18 protein-coding genes are annotated in these 16,730 nt (G+C 65.8%); 6 read left to right on the top strand and 12 right to left on the bottom strand.

The genetic code is table 11. From position 1 onward, the window contains the following. Positions 1-60: 60 nt before the first annotated feature. Both JY96_RS21890 and JY96_RS21885 read left to right on the top strand, forming a co-directional pair. Positions 61-1,314: an efflux RND transporter periplasmic adaptor subunit gene (locus tag JY96_RS21890; RefSeq protein ID WP_052162064.1), complete on the top strand. Its 1,254-nt coding sequence runs from the start codon at positions 61-63 to the stop codon at positions 1,312-1,314. Positions 1,315-1,341: 27 nt separating this feature from the next. Beyond that, entirely contained in the window at positions 1,342-2,919 is a 1,578-nt protein-coding gene (locus JY96_RS21885; RefSeq protein ID WP_081960982.1) for a diguanylate cyclase, read from the top strand. Positions 2,920-2,944: 25 nt separating this feature from the next. Here JY96_RS21885 and JY96_RS02760 read toward each other — a convergent pair whose 3' ends face one another. Both JY96_RS02760 and JY96_RS02755 read right to left on the bottom strand, forming a co-directional pair. Then, on the bottom strand, positions 2,945-3,790 hold the full coding sequence (locus tag JY96_RS02760; RefSeq protein WP_035034765.1) for an urease accessory protein UreD: 846 nt from the start codon (positions 3,788-3,790) through the stop codon (positions 2,945-2,947). Next, on the bottom strand, positions 3,787-4,341 hold the full coding sequence (locus JY96_RS02755; protein WP_035034762.1) for an MOSC domain-containing protein: 555 nt from the start codon (positions 4,339-4,341) through the stop codon (positions 3,787-3,789). The genes JY96_RS02760 and JY96_RS02755 overlap by 4 nt, the downstream gene beginning before the upstream one ends. A gap of 135 nt (positions 4,342-4,476) precedes the next feature. Here JY96_RS02755 and JY96_RS02750 point away from each other — a divergent pair, with 135 nt between their 5' ends. Both JY96_RS02750 and JY96_RS02745 read left to right on the top strand, forming a co-directional pair. Continuing rightward, a complete protein-coding gene (locus JY96_RS02750) occupies positions 4,477-5,037 on the top strand; it encodes a DUF1415 domain-containing protein (RefSeq protein WP_035040926.1) in 561 nt (186 codons plus the stop codon). Positions 5,038-5,040: 3 nt separating this feature from the next. Next, positions 5,041-5,958: a prenyltransferase gene (locus tag JY96_RS02745; protein ID WP_035034753.1), complete on the top strand. Its 918-nt coding sequence runs from the start codon at positions 5,041-5,043 to the stop codon at positions 5,956-5,958. A gap of 6 nt (positions 5,959-5,964) precedes the next feature. Here the strand turns inward: JY96_RS02745 and JY96_RS02740 are convergent, their stop codons facing one another. Both JY96_RS02740 and JY96_RS02735 read right to left on the bottom strand, forming a co-directional pair. Next, positions 5,965-6,630: a YceH family protein gene (locus tag JY96_RS02740; protein WP_081960981.1), complete on the bottom strand. Its 666-nt coding sequence runs from the start codon at positions 6,628-6,630 to the stop codon at positions 5,965-5,967. A gap of 73 nt (positions 6,631-6,703) precedes the next feature. Then, entirely contained in the window at positions 6,704-7,627 is a 924-nt protein-coding gene (locus JY96_RS02735) for a LysR family transcriptional regulator (protein WP_035034747.1), read from the bottom strand. A 93-nt stretch (positions 7,628-7,720) separates the two neighbouring features. Here JY96_RS02735 and JY96_RS02730 point away from each other — a divergent pair, with 93 nt between their 5' ends. Next, positions 7,721-8,824, top strand: coding sequence for an NAD-dependent epimerase/dehydratase family protein (locus JY96_RS02730; protein ID WP_052162062.1), 1,104 nt, complete (start codon positions 7,721-7,723; stop codon positions 8,822-8,824). On the opposite strand, the gene JY96_RS02725 is transcribed toward JY96_RS02730, so the two are convergent. The 6 genes from JY96_RS02725 to JY96_RS02700 all read right to left on the bottom strand — a co-directional run bounded on the left by JY96_RS02725 (position 8,821) and on the right by JY96_RS02700 (position 13,913). Then, positions 8,821-9,228 carry an MAPEG family protein gene (locus JY96_RS02725; RefSeq protein WP_035034744.1) on the bottom strand — a complete coding sequence of 136 codons (408 nt, stop codon included), beginning with the start codon at positions 9,226-9,228 and terminating at the stop codon, positions 8,821-8,823. The two genes, JY96_RS02730 and JY96_RS02725, sit on opposite strands and share 4 nt — an antisense overlap. 194 nt (positions 9,229-9,422) lie before the next feature. Beyond that, entirely contained in the window at positions 9,423-10,517 is a 1,095-nt protein-coding gene (locus tag JY96_RS02720) for an alkene reductase (RefSeq protein ID WP_035034741.1), read from the bottom strand. A 106-nt stretch (positions 10,518-10,623) separates the two neighbouring features. Further along, entirely contained in the window at positions 10,624-11,217 is a 594-nt protein-coding gene (locus JY96_RS02715) for a TetR/AcrR family transcriptional regulator (RefSeq protein ID WP_035034739.1), read from the bottom strand. A 124-nt stretch (positions 11,218-11,341) separates the two neighbouring features. Continuing rightward, positions 11,342-12,139 (bottom strand): ABC transporter permease, encoded by a 798-nt coding sequence (locus JY96_RS02710; protein WP_035034738.1) that lies wholly within the window; start codon positions 12,137-12,139, stop codon positions 11,342-11,344. Continuing rightward, on the bottom strand, positions 12,136-12,900 hold the full coding sequence (locus JY96_RS02705) for an ABC transporter ATP-binding protein (RefSeq protein ID WP_035034737.1): 765 nt from the start codon (positions 12,898-12,900) through the stop codon (positions 12,136-12,138). The genes JY96_RS02710 and JY96_RS02705 overlap by 4 nt, the downstream gene beginning before the upstream one ends. After that, positions 12,900-13,913, bottom strand: coding sequence for an ABC transporter substrate-binding protein (locus JY96_RS02700; RefSeq protein WP_235333831.1), 1,014 nt, complete (start codon positions 13,911-13,913; stop codon positions 12,900-12,902). Before JY96_RS02700 ends, JY96_RS02705 begins: the two co-directional genes overlap by 1 nt. Before the next feature lie 155 nt (positions 13,914-14,068). On the opposite strand from JY96_RS02700, the gene asd reads away from it, so the two are divergent. Further along, entirely contained in the window at positions 14,069-14,911 is an 843-nt protein-coding gene (gene asd / locus JY96_RS02695) for an archaetidylserine decarboxylase (RefSeq protein WP_035034729.1), read from the top strand. Here the strand turns inward: asd and JY96_RS02690 are convergent. Continuing rightward, positions 14,895-15,812, bottom strand: coding sequence for a pseudouridine synthase (locus tag JY96_RS02690; protein WP_235333830.1), 918 nt, complete (start codon positions 15,810-15,812; stop codon positions 14,895-14,897). The genes asd and JY96_RS02690 overlap by 17 nt on opposite strands. 10 nt (positions 15,813-15,822) lie before the next feature. Next, positions 15,823-16,695 carry a rhodanese domain-containing protein gene (locus tag JY96_RS02685; protein WP_052162061.1) on the bottom strand — a complete coding sequence of 291 codons (873 nt, stop codon included), beginning with the start codon at positions 16,693-16,695 and terminating at the stop codon, positions 15,823-15,825. Positions 16,696-16,730: the final 35 nt, after the last annotated feature.

Below are 16,730 nucleotides of genomic sequence, written 5' to 3'. Positions count from 1 at the left end.
CTGTTTACGTGCACAAATATCGTCGCCATCGACCATTTGTGCTCGAGCAGGAGCATCCAAGTGAACAAGAAAGCTTTGAGCGTGATCACCGCCACCGGCCTGAGCTGGTGGGGGTGCAGCCATGCTGACATGTTGGGCTGCCTGATCGAACCGGACCGTGTCGCCGATGTGGGCAGCCAATCCACCGGTGTGATCGAGAAGCTGCATGTCGAGCGTGGTGATGTGGTGGCCGCCGGGCAACTGGTGGCGCGCCTGAGTGCCCAGGTCGAGCGTGCCTCCCTGTCGGTGGCCGAGGCCAAGGCCAAGGCAGATGCCGAGACCCAGCAGGCCGCGGCCGCCTATGAGCTGGCCCGCCGCAAGCTGGAGCGTACCAAGGACCTGGTGAGGCGGGACTTTGTGTCCGACCAGGCGCTGGACCAGGCCGAAGCCGAGGCGCGCGTGGCCGAGCAGCGCGTGGAGCAAGCCCGCGAGACCCAGCGCGTGGCGCAGCGCGAGTTTCAGCTCTCCAGTGCCCAATTGAGCCAGCGCGAGGTGCGCAGCCCCTTCGCGGGCCTGGTGGTGGAGCGCTACCGCACCGAGGGCGAGCGCATCGAGCGCGAGCCTGTGGTGCGCGTGGCCCGCATCGACCCCTTGCGCATTGAAGCCATCGTGCCGGCGGTGCAGTTCGGCACCATCGCGGCTGGCCAGGTCGCAACCGTCAAGACCGATCTGCCGGATTACGCGGTGCTGTCGGCCAAGGTGACGCTGGTTGACCGCGTGATCGACCCGGCCTCCAACAGCTTCCGCGTGCGCCTGAGCCTGCCCAATCCTGGTAACCGCATTCCATCAGGGGTGCGGTGTCGCATCGCCTTTGGCGCGGCCGATCCTGCCCCTTCCGGCGCCCCCGGCGTGCTGCCCCCGCCTTCCGCTGCTGGCCAGGTGGCGCCAGCGCGCTGGCCGCAGACCGTCGAGCCGCCGCGCCCGGGTGTGGTCACGGTGTCTGCGCCACTGACGCGCGCGCTGGCACACGCCGCGCCCGCATCTGCGCAGCCTCACCGCTTCGTCTCATCCACCTTGAAGCTCGCCATGGCCGAACTGGGCAAGACCTCGCCCGGCAGGCACTGGTTGGTGGGCGACGCGCCGGTGCCCGTCGCCACCAGAAAGCCCTTGTCCCGCCCTTACACCGTGATGGCCATGACCGTGCACATGCCTTCGCTGGCGCGTCAGGACGTGATCAGCTCGCCTCGGCCCGTCATGGCCGATGCAGGCCGGCCTGCCACACCCAAGGCAGCACCGCTGCCCGTTGGTGGCGTGCGTCTGGCCAGCGTGCGCTGAGCCAGTGGATCACGGCGAGGCGCTTGCATGGCCGAAGGAAAAGCCATGATGGTGTCGGCCAGCAAGCGCTGGTCCTTGAGCCCCACGGTGCGCATCAGCATGGGCCTGGTGTCCATGCTGCTGGGCTTGCTGATGATCCTGGACCTGGCGCTCAAGATCCTGCCGGACAAGCGCGCCATGACCATGGAGGTGCGCGAGCAGGTCGCCGTGCACCTGGCGGTTCAGGTTCGCCGCACGCTCAACGAGAATCAGGACGCCTCGCACTTGCAGGCGGTGTTGACCGAGCTGGTCGAGCAAAGCGGCGACATCACATCGCTGGCTGTTCGCCGTGACTCGGGCAATCTGTTCGCCGCCTCGCCTCAGCATGAAAAAACCTGGGAACCACCGCCTCTGGGAGCCTCCACGCTGAACGCCGTGGTCGTCCCGCTGCACGCGGGTGACAAGCGCTGGGGGCAGCTGGAGGTCGGCTTCCGTTCGCCCTGGCCCTCATCGTTGATGGGGTGGTTGAATAACCCGACTGTGCAGCTGGTGATCTCGCTGAGCACCGCGTCCTTCATCGCGTTCTACCTCTATCTGCGGCGCGTGCTGCAGCATCTGGACCCATCCAAAGCGATTCCCGAGCGGGTGCGCATCGCCTTCGATACCTTGACCGAAGGCCTGCTGGTGCTGGACATTGATGGCCAGATCCTGATGGCCAATTCGGCGTTTCGGGGCTTCCATCCTCAGGCAGGTGGCGTGTTGCTGGGTCGTGGCATCACGCAACTGGACTGGCTGATCAAGGGCCTCAAGGAAGTGGACGCGCAGTACCCCTGGGAGCGCGCGTTGACCACCACCGAACCCATTCTGGGGGTGCAGGTCGACCTCACGCATGAAGGTGGCGAATCTCGCCGAGCCTTGCTCAACTGCGCCGCCGTACGCGATGCAGCTGGCAACGCTCGCGGTTGTCTTGTGACGCTGGATGATGTGACCGAGCTGGACATGGCCAACAACCGCCTGCGCTCGGCCCTGGCGGAGCTGGAGTTGTCGCGCGACAAGATCCAGAAGCAGAACGAAGAGCTGCAGTTGCTGGCCAACTGCGACCCGATGACGGGTTGTTTCAACCGCCGCGCTTTCTTTGCGCGAGCCGAGCCCATGCTGGTCCACGCGCAGAAGACCGGCGAGCCCTTGAGCTGCTTCATGACGGACATCGACAAGTTCAAGTCCTTCAATGACACCTATGGTCACGCCGTGGGGGATCTGGTGATCCAGCAGGTGGCCAGGATCCTCAAGGCGGCCATGCGGCCCGAGGACGTGCTGTGCCGCTTTGGTGGCGAGGAGTTCTGCGCCTTCATGCCCGGCATGGACGAGAAGGCTGCGGCCGAACTGGCCGATCGCATCCGCGACACCTTGCAGCGCGAAGCCGGCCCTGCGGTGGATGCGGTGCCGAATCTGCGTATCACGTCCAGCTTCGGCGTGGCGCAGTTCGGCAAGGGCAACGCCAACACGGCGCTCTTGCTGATCGAGCGTGCCGACCAGGGGCTCTACCTGGCCAAGGAAGCCGGGCGCAACCAGGTGCAGTGCGTCGACTGGCACCCCGAGAAGGCCGACGCGGCCGCTGCGCACTGAGCGGCTTGCTCAGCCCTCGTCATCTTCAGGTTCGCCAGACACGCGGCGCGCAAGGCGCCATGTTCCAGGCGGTCTGACGCCATTGCGCCCAAACCTGCGTCAACAGGTTCATGGCCGGCTCCACATGGTCTGCCAGTACCCGCAGGATCACGACCTCGTCATGCGGGCTGGTGCTGCCGGCCCTGGCAGACAAGGGGTGTGCCAACTGGATGGTCCGGGCCGACTCCAGCAAGGCCTCACGCCGTTCACGCGACATGGGTGAGCCGCAGGCCAGCCACATGGTGGCCATGACGCGTTGGCCCGCCCACCCCAGCGGGCTGTCGAGCAAGCGGGCATCGCTGGCCCGCACGGTGCCTCGCTCCAGCCAGACGCCGGGCAGCTCGATTTCCTGCGTGAAGTGGCCTTGCTGGTGAGCGGCGTCATCAAAGGCTTCACCCGCGGCCGGCAGGCCCAGTGCCAGCACATCCCAGCCCATCATTTCGGCGCCGGGTGCCAGCTCGAAGCGCATGCGGTTGGTGGCCCTGCACGAACGGTAGGCCAAGGTCTCCAGCGGCAGCCATTCCAGCCGGGCACCATCGGCCACCTTGGCGACCAGGCTTTGCACTGCTTCGGCACCGGTGCTCTTGTAAAAGCGCGTGGCACCGGGTGTGGTGATCAGCGCATGGCTGCCGGTTTGCAATTGCATGCTGATGTCCAGCACATCGCCGCCCACCAGGCCGCCAGGCGGGTGCACCAGCACATGGTGGCAGACACGGTCTCCCTCAGGGTAGAGCCGCTGCAGCACGCGCAGCGGCCCGTCATGTCGGTCGTGGGCGATGGTGCGTTCGCCGTCCAGGCGGTAGTCCAGATTCAGGTGCCCGTGCCAGCTCATGCGCCTGCTCCGGCTGGCGCCTGGGCGGGCAGGCAGGTGATGGCGTCGCCCACCTGCAGCATGCCGCCACTCAGCACGCGCGCGGTCATGCCGCCGTGGCCACGCATGGCGTTGTAGCCGCCCACGCCCAGGATCTCTTCCATGCGCGAACAGGGCTCGCAGGGGCCGGTGATCTCCAGCACCACGTCCGGCCCGATACGCACGATCATGGGTTCATCCTTGAATATGGCCTTGGTGGCCAGCAGGTTCAGGCCCGACACCAGCAGGTTGCGCCTCAGCCAGGCCGGGTCGACCTGCGCCTGCTTGGAGAACGCCGCGATGGCCGGCAGGTGCTCGGCCTGGATCAGGGTGACCTGGCGCTTGTTGCCGCCCGGGCGCCACGGTGTTTTTTCAGCGGCGCGGTCGCCGGACAAACCCCGGTCAAGCAGGGCTTGCGCCTGCTGCACGGCCACCACGGGCTCGCGCCGGCCGGGTCTCAGGAAAATGGCATCCAGGCGGCCCGGGTGGGCAAACTGTTGAACGAGCTGGTGCAGGCTGACGGGCTGGGACATCTGCTGAAAAATGGTGGAGGGGAGGCTGGCCGCTGGGCCTGTGATGAAAGCACGAAGCGTGCGCGCCGGCGTATTCTCTACTGATCCGCAGGCGTGCTGCTGCGCCAGGGGGATCAATCAGGTGACAATGCCACCATGAGCCTCGACCACGACACCATCACCACCGAGACGCAAACCTGGCTGACCCGCGCGGTCATCGGTTTGAACCTGTGCCCCTTTGCCAAGGCCGTGCACGTCAAGAATCAGATCCGCTACCGCGTGTCGGACGCCACCTCGCCCGAAGAGCTGCTGGAGGACCTGGTGGCCGAGCTCAGCATCCTGCGTGATGCCGACCCCGAGGAGATCGACACGACCCTGCTGGTACACCCGGCGGCTCTCACCGATTTCATGGATTTCAACGACTTCCTGGATGTGGTGGATGCGGCCGTGGAAGACATGGGGCTGGACGGTGTCCTCCAGGTGGCCAGTTTCCATCCGGACTACCAGTTCGATGGCACCGAGCCCGATGACATCGAGAACTACAGCAACCGCTCGCCATACCCGACGCTGCACCTGATCCGCGAAAGCAGCCTGGAGCAGGCCGTGGCTGCCATTCCCGATGCGGCTGACATCTATGAGACCAACATCCAGACCTTGCGCAAGCTGGGCCTGGATGGCTGGAAGAAGCTCTGGCAGGTCGGCGCGCAAGAGGGTTGAGGCATGCCTGAGCAGCAGCCCTGGTGGGGCCCGGCGCGCGTTCCTTTTTTGTTGCTGACGCCCGCATGCATGGCGCTGGGCGTGGCCTGCTGCTGGTGGCTGGTTCGCCAGTCAGGCGGCATCCTGGCCTGGCCGGACGCCTTGCTGGCGGTGCTGGGCGCCTTGGCCGCACACGTGAGCGTCAATGCACTCAATGAATACGTGGATTTCAAATCTGGCCTGGATGCCTTGACGCAGCGCACGCCGTTCAGCGGGGGCAGCGGTGTGCTGCCGGCACGCCCCGAGCTGGCTCAGACCGCCTTGTGGATGGGCTGTGCGAGCCTGGGGCTTGCCATGGTCACGGGCTTGTACTTCCTGTGGCGCCAACCGGCTGCGTTGCCCGCCTTGATGCCGGTCGGGCTGGTGGGCGTGCTGCTGGTGGTGGCCTACACGCCCTGGGTCACGCGGCACCCCTGGTTGTGCCTGATGGCCCCTGGCCTGGGCTTCGGCCCTTTGATGATGCTGGGCACGTCCGCCGTGCTGCTGGGCCATTGGGGGCTGCCTGTTGCCCTCATGGCCTTGCTGCCCTTCGGCCTGGTCAACAACCTGCTGCTGCTCAACCAGTTCCCTGATGTGGATGCGGACCGGCGGGTAGGGCGCCTGACCTTGCCCATGCTGCTGGGCAAGACCCGCTGCTGGCCCGTGTTGCTGATGCAGTACGGGCTGGCCTATGGCGCCTTGTTGCTGGCCGTTTGGCAGCTGGGTCTGCCTGCATCCGCCTTGCTGGGGCTGTTGACGCTGCCCCTGGCCTTGAACGTGGTGCGCGGTGCGCGGCAGCATGCCGAAGACACCCCCGCGCTGCTGCCTTTCATGGGCATGAACGTGGTCGTCAACCTGCTGACACCGGTGCTGGTGGCCGTGGGCGTGGTGCTCGGGGGCTGAGGCGCCTCAGGCTTGCGGGTCGATACCGAGTTCGGCGGCCATGCGCTGCACGAGCGCCTTCAGCGCGTTCAACTCGGTGGCCATGCGCGCCTGCTCGGCCTTCAGTGCGGCCAGCTCGTCATCACGCGCCGCAGGCGCTGCGCTGTACGACGCCGAAGCCGCCATCACCGGGATCTGCGCCTCCCCGCACAAGAGGTGCGCCCACCGGCTTTCACGCTCGCCCGGGCCGCGCGGCAGCTTGATCACCCGGGCTGGCTGCTTTTCCGCCAGCTCTTCCAGGAAGCCTTCAACCGAGGACACGTCTGCAAAGCGGTGCAGGCGCTCGGTGTGCAGGCGCAACTCGGCTGAGGTTTGCGGTCCGCGCAGCACCAGCATGGTCAGCAGGGCGACGGATTGGCTGGGCACACCCAGGCCCCGCGCCGCGTTGTGGTCAAAGCGCACCACGCGGCTGCCGCTGACCTCGGTGACCAGGCTGAGCTCCTTGAGGCCATTGATGGCCTGCAGCGCGTCCGCTTCACTGAGTTGCATGACGGGCTCGCGTGCCGTCTTCTGGTTGCAGCCCAGCGTCAGGGCGTTGAGCGACAAGGGGTAGCTGTCCGGCACGGTGTGCTGCTTCTCCACCAGCACGGCCAGGACGCGGGCTTCTTCGAGGGTGAGAGGGCGATGGCTCAATGCGGACTCCTGATGCAATGTCTGAGGTGATTGGGGCTGAGCTTATACCCGTTACGGGGGCGCCTCGATGCGATCATGCCGCCGCTTCCCGCCCAGTTCGTTGACTGGACAGAGCATAGGCGCCGAGCTCCTGCGTGAGGTAGCGAAACAGGGTCATCACCGGCTTGTTGTGCCGCAGATCGCCGTGTGTGGCCAGCCACATGTCCAGGCTGAAGGTGAGCTGGTCGGGCAGCACGGGCAGCAGTTCAGGGTCGCGCCGGGCGATGCCGATCTGGCTTCCGCCGATGCCCAGGCCGGCGCGCAGGGCGGCGAGCAAGGCCAGGTCGTTGTCACAACGAAAGCTGAACATTTCGCGTGACAGCGCCACGCCATGTTGTTGCGCCAGCCGCATGGCGACGGTGCCCTTGTCGGGCCCGATCAGGGCGTGCTGGGCCATGTCGGCCAGGGTGCGGGGCAGGCCCCTGCGTTGAACATAGCGCTGGTGCGCATACAGGCCGATGTCGACGCGGCCCAGGCGCCTGGCGATCAAGGCCTTTTGAGTCGGGCGGGCCATGCGCACGGCGATGTCGGCCTCGCGTTGGAGCAGGTCGTCCATCTTGTCATTGAGCACCAGCTCAATGGTGACCATCGGGTGGCGGGCCTGGAAGCGGCTCAGGAGTTCAGGCAGGACTTCACCGCCCATCATGTGGCTGGCGGTGAGGCGGACTGTGCCGCGCTCGTCCTGCTCGGCGCCGGAGGCCACACGTTGCGCGTGCTGGGCGGCAGCGTCCATGGCCTGAGCCGATGCCTGGATGGCCAGCGCAGCGGCAGTGGGCTTGAGCCCGTTGGGCCCGCGTGTGAACAAGGCGATGCCCAATGCGCCCTCCAGTGCCGCCACATGCCGGCCGACGCTGGGCTGCGTCGTACCCAGGGTGCGCGCCGCCGCAGACAAGCTGCCTTCGCGCATGACGGCGAGGAAGGCGCAGTAGAGGTTCCAGTCGATGTTGGATGAGGTCATGCATGAATGTATAGCTGGTATGCATGGCTATGCAATTGCTGAATGGTCTTGCCCCACCTAGGATGAACCTATTCAGACATTGAGGAGCCCATCATGAGCTTGACCACAAGCGCAGCCAGCGCAAGGGCTTCTGCCCAGCCTTGTGCCTTGATCGTGGGGGCGACAGGGGGCTTTGGTGCACAGATGGCCCGCACGCTGCTGGCCCAGGGCTGGGCGGTTCACGCTCTGACCCGGCATGCAGACATGGCGTCGCGTGTGCGCTCGGGCTCGTCTGCGTGGTGTGGCCTGGAGGCCGTGCAGTGGCACCTGGGTGATGCCAGTGTGGCGGCCGATGTGCTGCAAGCTGCGCAAGGCGCCTGCGTGATCGTGCACGCCGCCAATCCGCCCCGTTACCAACGCTGGCGGGAACTGGCGCTGCCCATGCTGGCCAACAGCGTGGCTGCGGCCCGCGAGGTGGGTGCCCGGGTGGTGCTGCCGGGCAACATCTACAACTTTGGTCCCGATGCGGGTCATCTGCTGGGGGAGGCCTCGCCGCAACACCCCTTGACCAGCAAAGGCGCCGTGCGCGTGGAAATGGAGCAGATGCTGCATGCGGCGGGCCGCGACCATGCCAGGCCGGTGCGTTCACTCGTGATCCGCGCGGGTGATTTTTTCGGGGGGCATTCGCCGGCCTCGTGGTTCGGCAACATCGTGGTCAAGCCTGGCCGGCCTTTGCGGCAGGTCGTGTACCCGGGTGCACCCGGTGTCGGCCACAGTTGGGCCTATCTGCCTGACGTGACCCAAGCCGTGGCCTTGTTGCTGGCGCTGGATCAACGCGAGCCGCAGCGCCTGGCCACCAGCGAGGTCGCGCATTTCGAGGGGCACTGGCTCGAAGCCGGTGACGAGATCGCGCACGCCATTCGGCACGTGTCCGGCCAGCCTGACTTGCCCATCAAGCGCCTGCCCTGGTGGGTGCTCCAGGTTGCTTCGCCCGTGGTGCCCCTGTTCAGAGAGATCCTCGAGATGCGCTACTTGTGGCGGGTGCCGCTGCGGCTGGACAACCGCAAGTTGCGCAGCCTGATCGGGCACGAGCCCCACACGCCACTGGACGAGGCCGTGCGGGCCAGTTTGATCCACATGGGGTGCCTGAGCCCCGCCGCAGCCGGTGATGAGACCGAGGCGGAGCAGGCCGCCTCGGCTGCAGCCCAAGTCGCTTAGAACAGGTTGCTCAGCGTGGGGGCGAACATGGCGATGTTGGCCGCCAGCGCGCCACCCCACACCAGCGAGCGCAGCGGGGCGATGTTGGCGAAGTACAGCGCCGTGTAGACGATGCGCAGGCCGATGAAGGCCAGGGCCAGATGGTCGGTGCGGGCCTGATCCAGGCCGGCCGCTTGTGCCGCCAGCACGCCAAACACGAACAGCGGCAGGGCCTCGAAACCATTGTTCTGGGCGGCGGCGGCGCGGGCCTTCCAGCCTTCCTGCTTGGCGGCCCAGCCACGTGGGTCGTTGTTGTCGTAGCCGCCCTGGCTGCGCTTCTTGCCGGCGGAGGCCGCCTTGGCAATGCCCATGGTGAGGACGGGCATCACGGCTGCAATCAGCACGGCGGTGTTGGCGATGGTCATGTCTGGTGTCTCCTAATGGATCGTTGTGAACAGCGTTGCCCATGAAAAAAGGCCCGGCCATTCTGGTATTGACAACAATCCTTGTCAATTCCAAAAATGGGCCGGGCCAGCTTAAATGGATGGCGTTTTGGCCATCCTCAGCTTGCGCGATGGAGCCGGATCAAGCGCTCGGTGGCGCTTGCGGCACAGCCGCCTCAGGCAGCCAGGGCAGGGTAGTCCGTGTAGCCGTGTGCACCGGTACCGCCGTACAGGCCTGTGTCGGTGAACAGTTCGTTGAGCGGTGCGTTCTCTTGCAGGCGGCGGGGCAGGTCAGGGTTGCTGATCGTCAGGCGGCCGAAAGAGACCAGGTCACCCTTGCCGCTGGTGATGGCCTCTTGCGCCATGTCCTTGGTGTAGCCGTTGTTGACCATCCACACGCCGCTGTAGAGCTTGTGCAGGGCCTCGTAGTCGAACGGGGCGTTGTCACGCGGGCCGCCGGTGTGGCCTTCCACCACGTGGATGTACACGGGGTGCAGCTTTTCCAGCTCGCGCACCACGTATTCGAACAGCGGCTGCGGCTTGCTTTCGCTGGAGTCGTTGACCGGTGACACCGGCGACAGGCGGATGCCGACCTTGTTGGCACCGATCTCGGCGGTCACGGCGGCCATCACTTCCAGCAGGAAGCGGGCGCGGTTTTCGATGCTGCCGCCATAGATGTCGGTGCGCTTGTTCGAGCCGTCGCGCAGGAAGGCGTCCAGCAGGTAGCCGTGGGCGCCGTGGATCTCGACGCCGTCAAAACCGGCATCGATGGCGTTGCGTGCAGCCGTGGCGAAGTCCTTGACGATGCCGGCGATTTCAGCGGTCTCCAGGGCGCGGGGCACCGAGGTGTCGACCATGCCTTGACCGGGCACGAAGGTCTTGGCCTTGGCCGCGATGGCCGAAGGTGCCACAGGCGCTTGTTCGCCAGGCTGATACGCGGTGTGCGACATGCGGCCGGTGTGCCACAGCTGCACGAAGATCTTGCCGCCCTTGGCGTGTACGGCGTCCGTCACCTTGCGCCAGCCGGCCACTTGTTCAGGCGTGTGCAGGCCGGGGGTGGAGGGGTAGCCCTGGGCCGTGGCCGACACCTGCGTGGCTTCGGCAATGATCAGGCCGATGCTGGCGCGCTGGGCGTAGTACTCGACGGTCAGCGGGCCAGGCACATTGCCCTTTTCGGCGCGGCTGCGTGTCAGGGGGGCCATCACCATGCGGTTGGCCAGGGTGATGTCGCCCAGTTGGAAGGGCTGAAAGAGTGCGTCTTGGGATCCCATTGAATGACTCCAGGGTTGCGTCGGTGGGTGAGGGCGCCGGAGATCGGCGATGAATGACGGCGCTGAATAGCGGCGGTGAAAAACGGTGTGGAGGATGTTGGGCGCGTCAGGGCTTGAGGAACTTGTCGAGCATCAGATCGACGACGTCTTTCAAGGGCTGCGTGCTGTGCTCGACCTTCATGCGCAGCACGGCACCCTCCCAGGCGTCCCAGAAGAAGCTCGACAAGGTGGCGGGCGGCAGGTCGGTGCGGACCAGGCCTTGTTGCTGGGCCTGGGCGATCAAGGCCGCCAGTTGTTCGCGCCAGGTCGCCATCACGCTGCACAGCACGGCGCGACAGGTGGCGCTGGACTCGGCCATCTCGGCGGCGAAGTTGCCCACCAGGCAGCCTTGCAGGCCGGTGTTCTCGTGGTGACGGATGAAGCTGCCAAACAGGTGGCGCATGGCCGCGGTCGGCTCGGGCGGGGCGTCGCGCATGGCGGTGTCCCAGGCCCGGTCAACCCAGGCGCCGTAGTTGCGGATGATCTGCGCGGCGAAGGCTTCCTTGCTGTCGAAGTGGTTGTAGAACGAACCCTTCGGTACGCCGGCCTTGTCCGTGATCTGCTGGATGCCCGTGGCGTTGTAACCCAGCTGGTTGAAGAGGGCGTAACCCGCTTCGGTCAGGCGGTTGGGGATGTCGGTTTTGTCTGCGGTGCGGGCCATGGGTCAAATAATATGACCAGTCGTCTTATAATTTTTGAGGCCGTTTTAAATCCGACTTCGGCGGGTGGTTATTGCCTTGGAAACGGGCCGCCGCAGGCGCTCGCAGGGGGCGCTTGGCGAGCGCTCAGCGCATCTCGCTTTCGTGCCAGCCGCCCAGCACCCAGCGCGACAAGGCTGCCAGTGAGGCGAACACGGCCACCCCGGTGACCGAGATCAGCACCAGTGCGGCAAACATGCGCGGGATGTCCAACTGGTAGCCAGACTGCAGGATCTGATAGGCCAGACCCGTGCCCGTGCCACCCGTGCCGGCCACGAACTCGGCCACCACCGCGCCAATCAGCGACAAGCCCCCCGAGATGCGCAAGCCGGCAAAGAAGTAGGGCAAGGCGGAGGGGATGCGCAGGCGCAGCAGCGTCTGCCAGCGCGTGGCCTTTTGCAGCTGGAAGTAGGCTGCCAGCCCCGGGTTCACGCTGCGCAGCCCGATGGTGGTGTTGGAGATGATGGGAAACAGCGCGACCAGCGTGGCGCACACCACCAGCGAAGCGGTCGGGTCCTTCACCCAGATGATGATCAGCGGGGCGATGGCCACGATGGGCGTCACCTGCAGCAGCACCGCGTAGGGCAGCAAGACGGCTTCGATCCAGCGGCTTTGCACCATGGCAAAGGCCATCAGCACGCCCAGCACCGTGGCACTGATGAAGGCCAGCACCGTGATCTTGATGGTGACCAGCAAGGCGCTGCCCAGCACGGCCCAGCTGGCCACCAGTGTCTTGGCGATCACCCAGGGCGAGGGCACGAGGTACTCGGGGATGCCTTGCAATGTCGTCCAGGCCTGCCAGATGCCCAGCAGCACGCAGGCCATGAAAACGGGCAATGCGGCTCGCTTGACGGTTTGCTTGAGCTTGTCGGTGAGCGTGCTCATGGCGCCTCCCCCGTCGAGATCGAAGCCTGGCTCAGGCGGTGCTGCAGGTGGCGCACATGCGCGTTGAACGCCGGGCTGGTGCGGTAGTCGTCATCACGCGGCCAGGGGTTGTCCAGCGCATGGTCCTCGACCACGCGGCCGGGCCTGGCGCCCATCACGATCACGCGCGAGGACAGGAACACCGCCTCGGTGATGCTGTGCGTGACGAACACCACCGTGAGGCCTTGTTGCCGCCACAAGGCCAGCAAGTCGGCATCCAGCTTGTTGCGGGTGATTTCGTCGAGCGCGCCAAAGGGCTCGTCCATCAACAGCAGCCGCGGGCGTGTCACCAGGCCCCGCGCGATCGACACGCGCATCTGCATGCCACCAGACAGTTCGCGTGGCCTTTGCTTGGCAAACGCGCTCAGGCCCACGAGCTGCAAGGCCTCGTCCACACGGCCATCGGCTTGCGGGCGCGGCACGCCCGCCAGGTCCAGCGGCAGGCGCACATTGGTGTGCACATCGGCCCAGGGCATCAACGTGGCTTCCTGGAACACAAAGGACAAGGCCTGCCCGGACAACTGGATGCGGCCTGCCGTGGGCTGCAACAGCCCCGCCACCATCTTGAGCAAGGTGCTCTTGCCGCAGCCCGAGGGGCCCAGCAGCGACACAAACTCGCCTGGCTGGATGCGCAACGACACAGGCATCAGCGCCCGTGTGCCATTGGGGTAGACCTGCTCGACGTCTTGCAACTCGACAGCAGGCGCTGCTGGCTCACCCATCAGGGCATGACCTTCAGATCCTTGACGAACTGGGTCGTGTAGGTCTTTTTGATATCAACCTTGCTCGGGTCCAGCAGCTTGTGCTGCACCAGCAGGTCGTAGGTCTGCTTCATGCGTGCGTCGGTGATGACGCCGATACCGTATTTGGCCGCATCGCCGCCCATGACCGCGCCTTGCTCCTTGATCTTGGCGATGCCGTAGGCCAGCAGGTCATCGGTCATGTTGGGGTTGTCCTTCTTGATCAGGGTGTTGCCCGGCGTCGGGTCACCCTTGAGGTAGCTGCGCCAGCCTTCCATCGAGGCCTTGACGAAGGCGGCAACCTGCCTGGGGCGTTCCTGGATGGTCTTGACGGAGCACACCACCGTCATGGCGTAGGGTGGCCAGCCCAGGTCCGACAGCATGAAGACAGTTGGCTTGATCTTGCTTTCCTTCTCGATGGAGAAGGGCTCCGAGGCCAGGTAGCCCTGTTGTGCGATGTTGGGGTCGGCCAGGAAGGGCTGGATGCTGAAGTTGTACGGCTTCATCTGCGCATCGGTGAAGCCGTATTTGGTCTTCAGCCAGGGCCAGTAGGTGACCTGGCCGGCGCTGCCCACCAGCAATGTCTTGCTCTTGAGCTGCTCGAACCGCTTGACGTCCGGGTGGGCGATCATGACGACCGGGTCTTTCTGGAAGGCCGCGGCCACCGTCACGGCCTGGATGCCTTTCTCCCAGACCTGGATGGTCTGAACGTCATAGCCCATGACGCAGTCCGCCTGGCCGGCCATCAGCAACTGCATCAGGTTGACCTGGGGCCCGCCCATTTTCAGGGTCACGTCCAGCCCCGCCTTGGCGTACAGGCCGGTGGCCTGGGCCTGGTAGAAGCCGCCATGCTCGGCCTCGGCGTACCAGTTGGTGATGTAGGTGAACTTGTCGGCCGCGTGCGCCGCCTGGTGCATGCACACGGCGGCCATCGCGCTGATCGCCAGGGCGGCAAGGCGGGTGAAGCGTTGCATGGTTGACCGAGGGGTGTTCATGGGTGAGTACTCCGTTGGATGAGGGCGATCCAGCCCCGCTTTGTACCTGAGCCAGGGCCGAGGTGCCTTGATCTCGTCCGGATTGTGGGGCTGAGTGAGGCCCCGAGGCCACAACGATAAAATGCGCGGCTTCGTTCAAATCCCCGGGGGCCCTAGTGTCGGATCGTCTCTTCGTGTTGCTGCAGTATGTCTTGCCCAAGAAAGCCCTGACCCAGCTGGCGGGTTCCCTGGCTTCCTTGCAGGGCGGCGCGGCCACCACCCGCTTCATCCGCTGGTTCGTCGGGCGTTACGGCGTGAACATGAGCGAAGCCGCCAACCCGGACATCGCCAGCTACCCCACGTTCAACGAGTTCTTTTCGCGCCCCCTGAAGCCCGGTGCGCGGCCGCTGGCCCAGGCCGACCTGATCAGCCCGGTGGATGGCGCCATCAGCCAGTTCGGGCCCATCCGCAAGGACCAGATTTTCCAGGCCAAGGGCCACGACTACTCCACCACCACCCTGGTGGGCGGTGACGCGCAATTGGCTGCCCGCTTTGAAGACGGCCACTTCGCGACGCTCTACCTGAGCCCCAAGGATTACCACCGCATCCACATGCCCTGCGATGGCAAGCTCACGCGCATGATCTACGTGCCCGGCGACCTGTTCTCGGTCAACCCGGCCACGGCCCGCGGCGTGCCCGGCCTGTTCGCACGCAACGAGCGTGTGGTGTGCGTGTTCGAGACGGCGCGTGGCCCCTTTGTGCTGACCCTGGTGGGCGCCACCATCGTGGGCAGCATGGCGACCGTGTGGCATGGCGTGGTGAACCCGCCGCGCACGGGCGACGTGCGTGAATGGCGTTACGACGACCAGGACATCCGCTTCAAGCAGGGTGACGAAATGGGCCGCTTCCTGCTGGGCTCGACCGTAGTCATGCTGTTTCCCAAGGGGCCCTTGAGCTTCAATCCGGCCTGGGCGCCGGCCAAGCCCATCCTCATGGGCGAGCTCATGGCCAAGCGCTGAGGGCCGCTTGCAGGTCCAGGCTGCGGCCGCAGTGGAAGTGCCGCGGCTGGCCGGTGACCGGGTCGATGAAGGACAGGGCTTGTGCCAGCAGCTGCAGAGGCTGCGAGAAGTCCGGTGCCACATCGGGCGGCAAGGCGGGCTGCAGTTCGGGGTAGATCTGGTCACCCAGAATGGGCATGCCCAGCGCGCACATGTGGGCCCGCAACTGGTGCTTCTGGCCGGTGACGGGGCTCAGCCTGAACCGGCCCAGGCCACCGGCAGACTCGATCAGCTCGATGTGGGTCTCGGCGTTGGTCGGGCCTGCCACCTCGTGCATGGCCATGAAGCGCGCGCTCTCTTCCAGCCTGGACTGGTAGCGCAAGGGCAGGCTCACGGCCGGGTTCAGGGGCGCGATGGCCTCGTAGGTCTTGCTGATGGTCTTGTCTCGAAACAGGCTCTGGTAAGCGTTGCGGGTGTGCGGCTGGATGGTGAAGGCCACCAGCCCGGCTGTTTCCCGGTCGATGCGGTGCATGGGCACCAGGGTGTCGATGCCCAGTTTGCGCTTGAGGCGCACCAGCAGCGTCTCCTGCAGGTAACGCCCCTTGGGCGTCACCGGCAGAAAGTGGGGCTTGTAGGCGACCACGAGGTGCTCATCCTGGAAGACCACGACCTCTTCAAAAGGCACTTTGTGCTCGAAGGGCAGGCTGCGCCAGTAATACAGCTTGGTCTGGGCGCGGTAAGGCGCATGCGGCGCCACGGCTTGCCCGTGTGCATCGACCACCTCACCCTGGGTCATGCGGCGTGCCCAGTCCTCGCGCGGCACCGCAGGGATGCGCTCGGCCAGGAAGTCCAGCATGGTGGCCCAGGGGCCGTGGGGCAGGGCGACGCAACTGGGGCTGACGCCATCGATCGTGGGCAGCATGCTGGCCAACTTAGTCTGGCTTGTCATCCTCTTCTGGCCTGGCATCGGCGCGTGAGCTGGGCACCTTGGGGGTGAAGGCCGACAGGCGGTGGGCGCGCTCCAGGCGCCACAGCTCATCGGGCACATCCTGTCGGTAGACCTCGTCGGCGGTGGTGTCGGTTTCCTGCAGATGGGTGTCGACGGCCACGCGGTTGTCGAACACGAAGCACTCGCCTTGCCAGTCCTTGTCCGCATCCGGCATGGACTGGAAGTAGTTCATGATGCCGCCATCGAGCTGGTAGACATCCAGGCCGAATTGCTGCATCCAGGCGCTGGTCTTTTCGCAGCGCACGCCGCCGGTGCAGTACATGGCCACGCGCTTGCCTTGCGCCTTCCACTCGTCGGCGTGCGCCTGGACGTAGTCGGGGAAGTCACGGAAGTTGCCCACGCTCGGGTCGATGGCGTTTTTGAAGCGCCCCAGGCGGTACTCGAAGCTGTTGCGGTTGTCGATGAGCACGACGTCGTCCTGGGCGATCAGCTCGCGCCACTGCTGCGGGCTCAGGTGCTGGCCTTCCGCACGGTCAGGCACCACGCCGGTGACGCCATCCAGGCCCAGGGCCACGATCTCGGGCTTGCGGTGCACGCGCACTTTCCAGAACGGTGGCGTGCGGCAGGCGCTGCGCTTGAAAGGCATGTCTGCAAAGGCGCCATGCAGGCGTGGGTCCTCGCGCACGGCGCGCTCGAAGGCGTCGAGTTGCTCGGTGCTGCCCGCCAGCGCACCGCTGATGCCTTCTGGTGCCACGAGCACGCTGCCAGTCAGCGGCTGCACCAGCTCGCGCAGGATGTCGGCGACCTGATCCGGGTCGCTCAGGGGCACGAAGCGGTAAAACGAGGTGTGTTGCATGCCGCCATTGTCTCAAACGGCGGCCGGCAGCCCTT

The sequence above is a fragment of the Aquabacterium sp. NJ1 genome (genome assembly GCF_000768065.1).
Classification (GTDB): domain Bacteria; phylum Pseudomonadota; class Gammaproteobacteria; order Burkholderiales; family Burkholderiaceae_C; genus Aquabacterium.
Note: the sequence above shows the minus strand (reverse complement) of the source record. Positions and strands in the feature narration are given on the sequence as shown.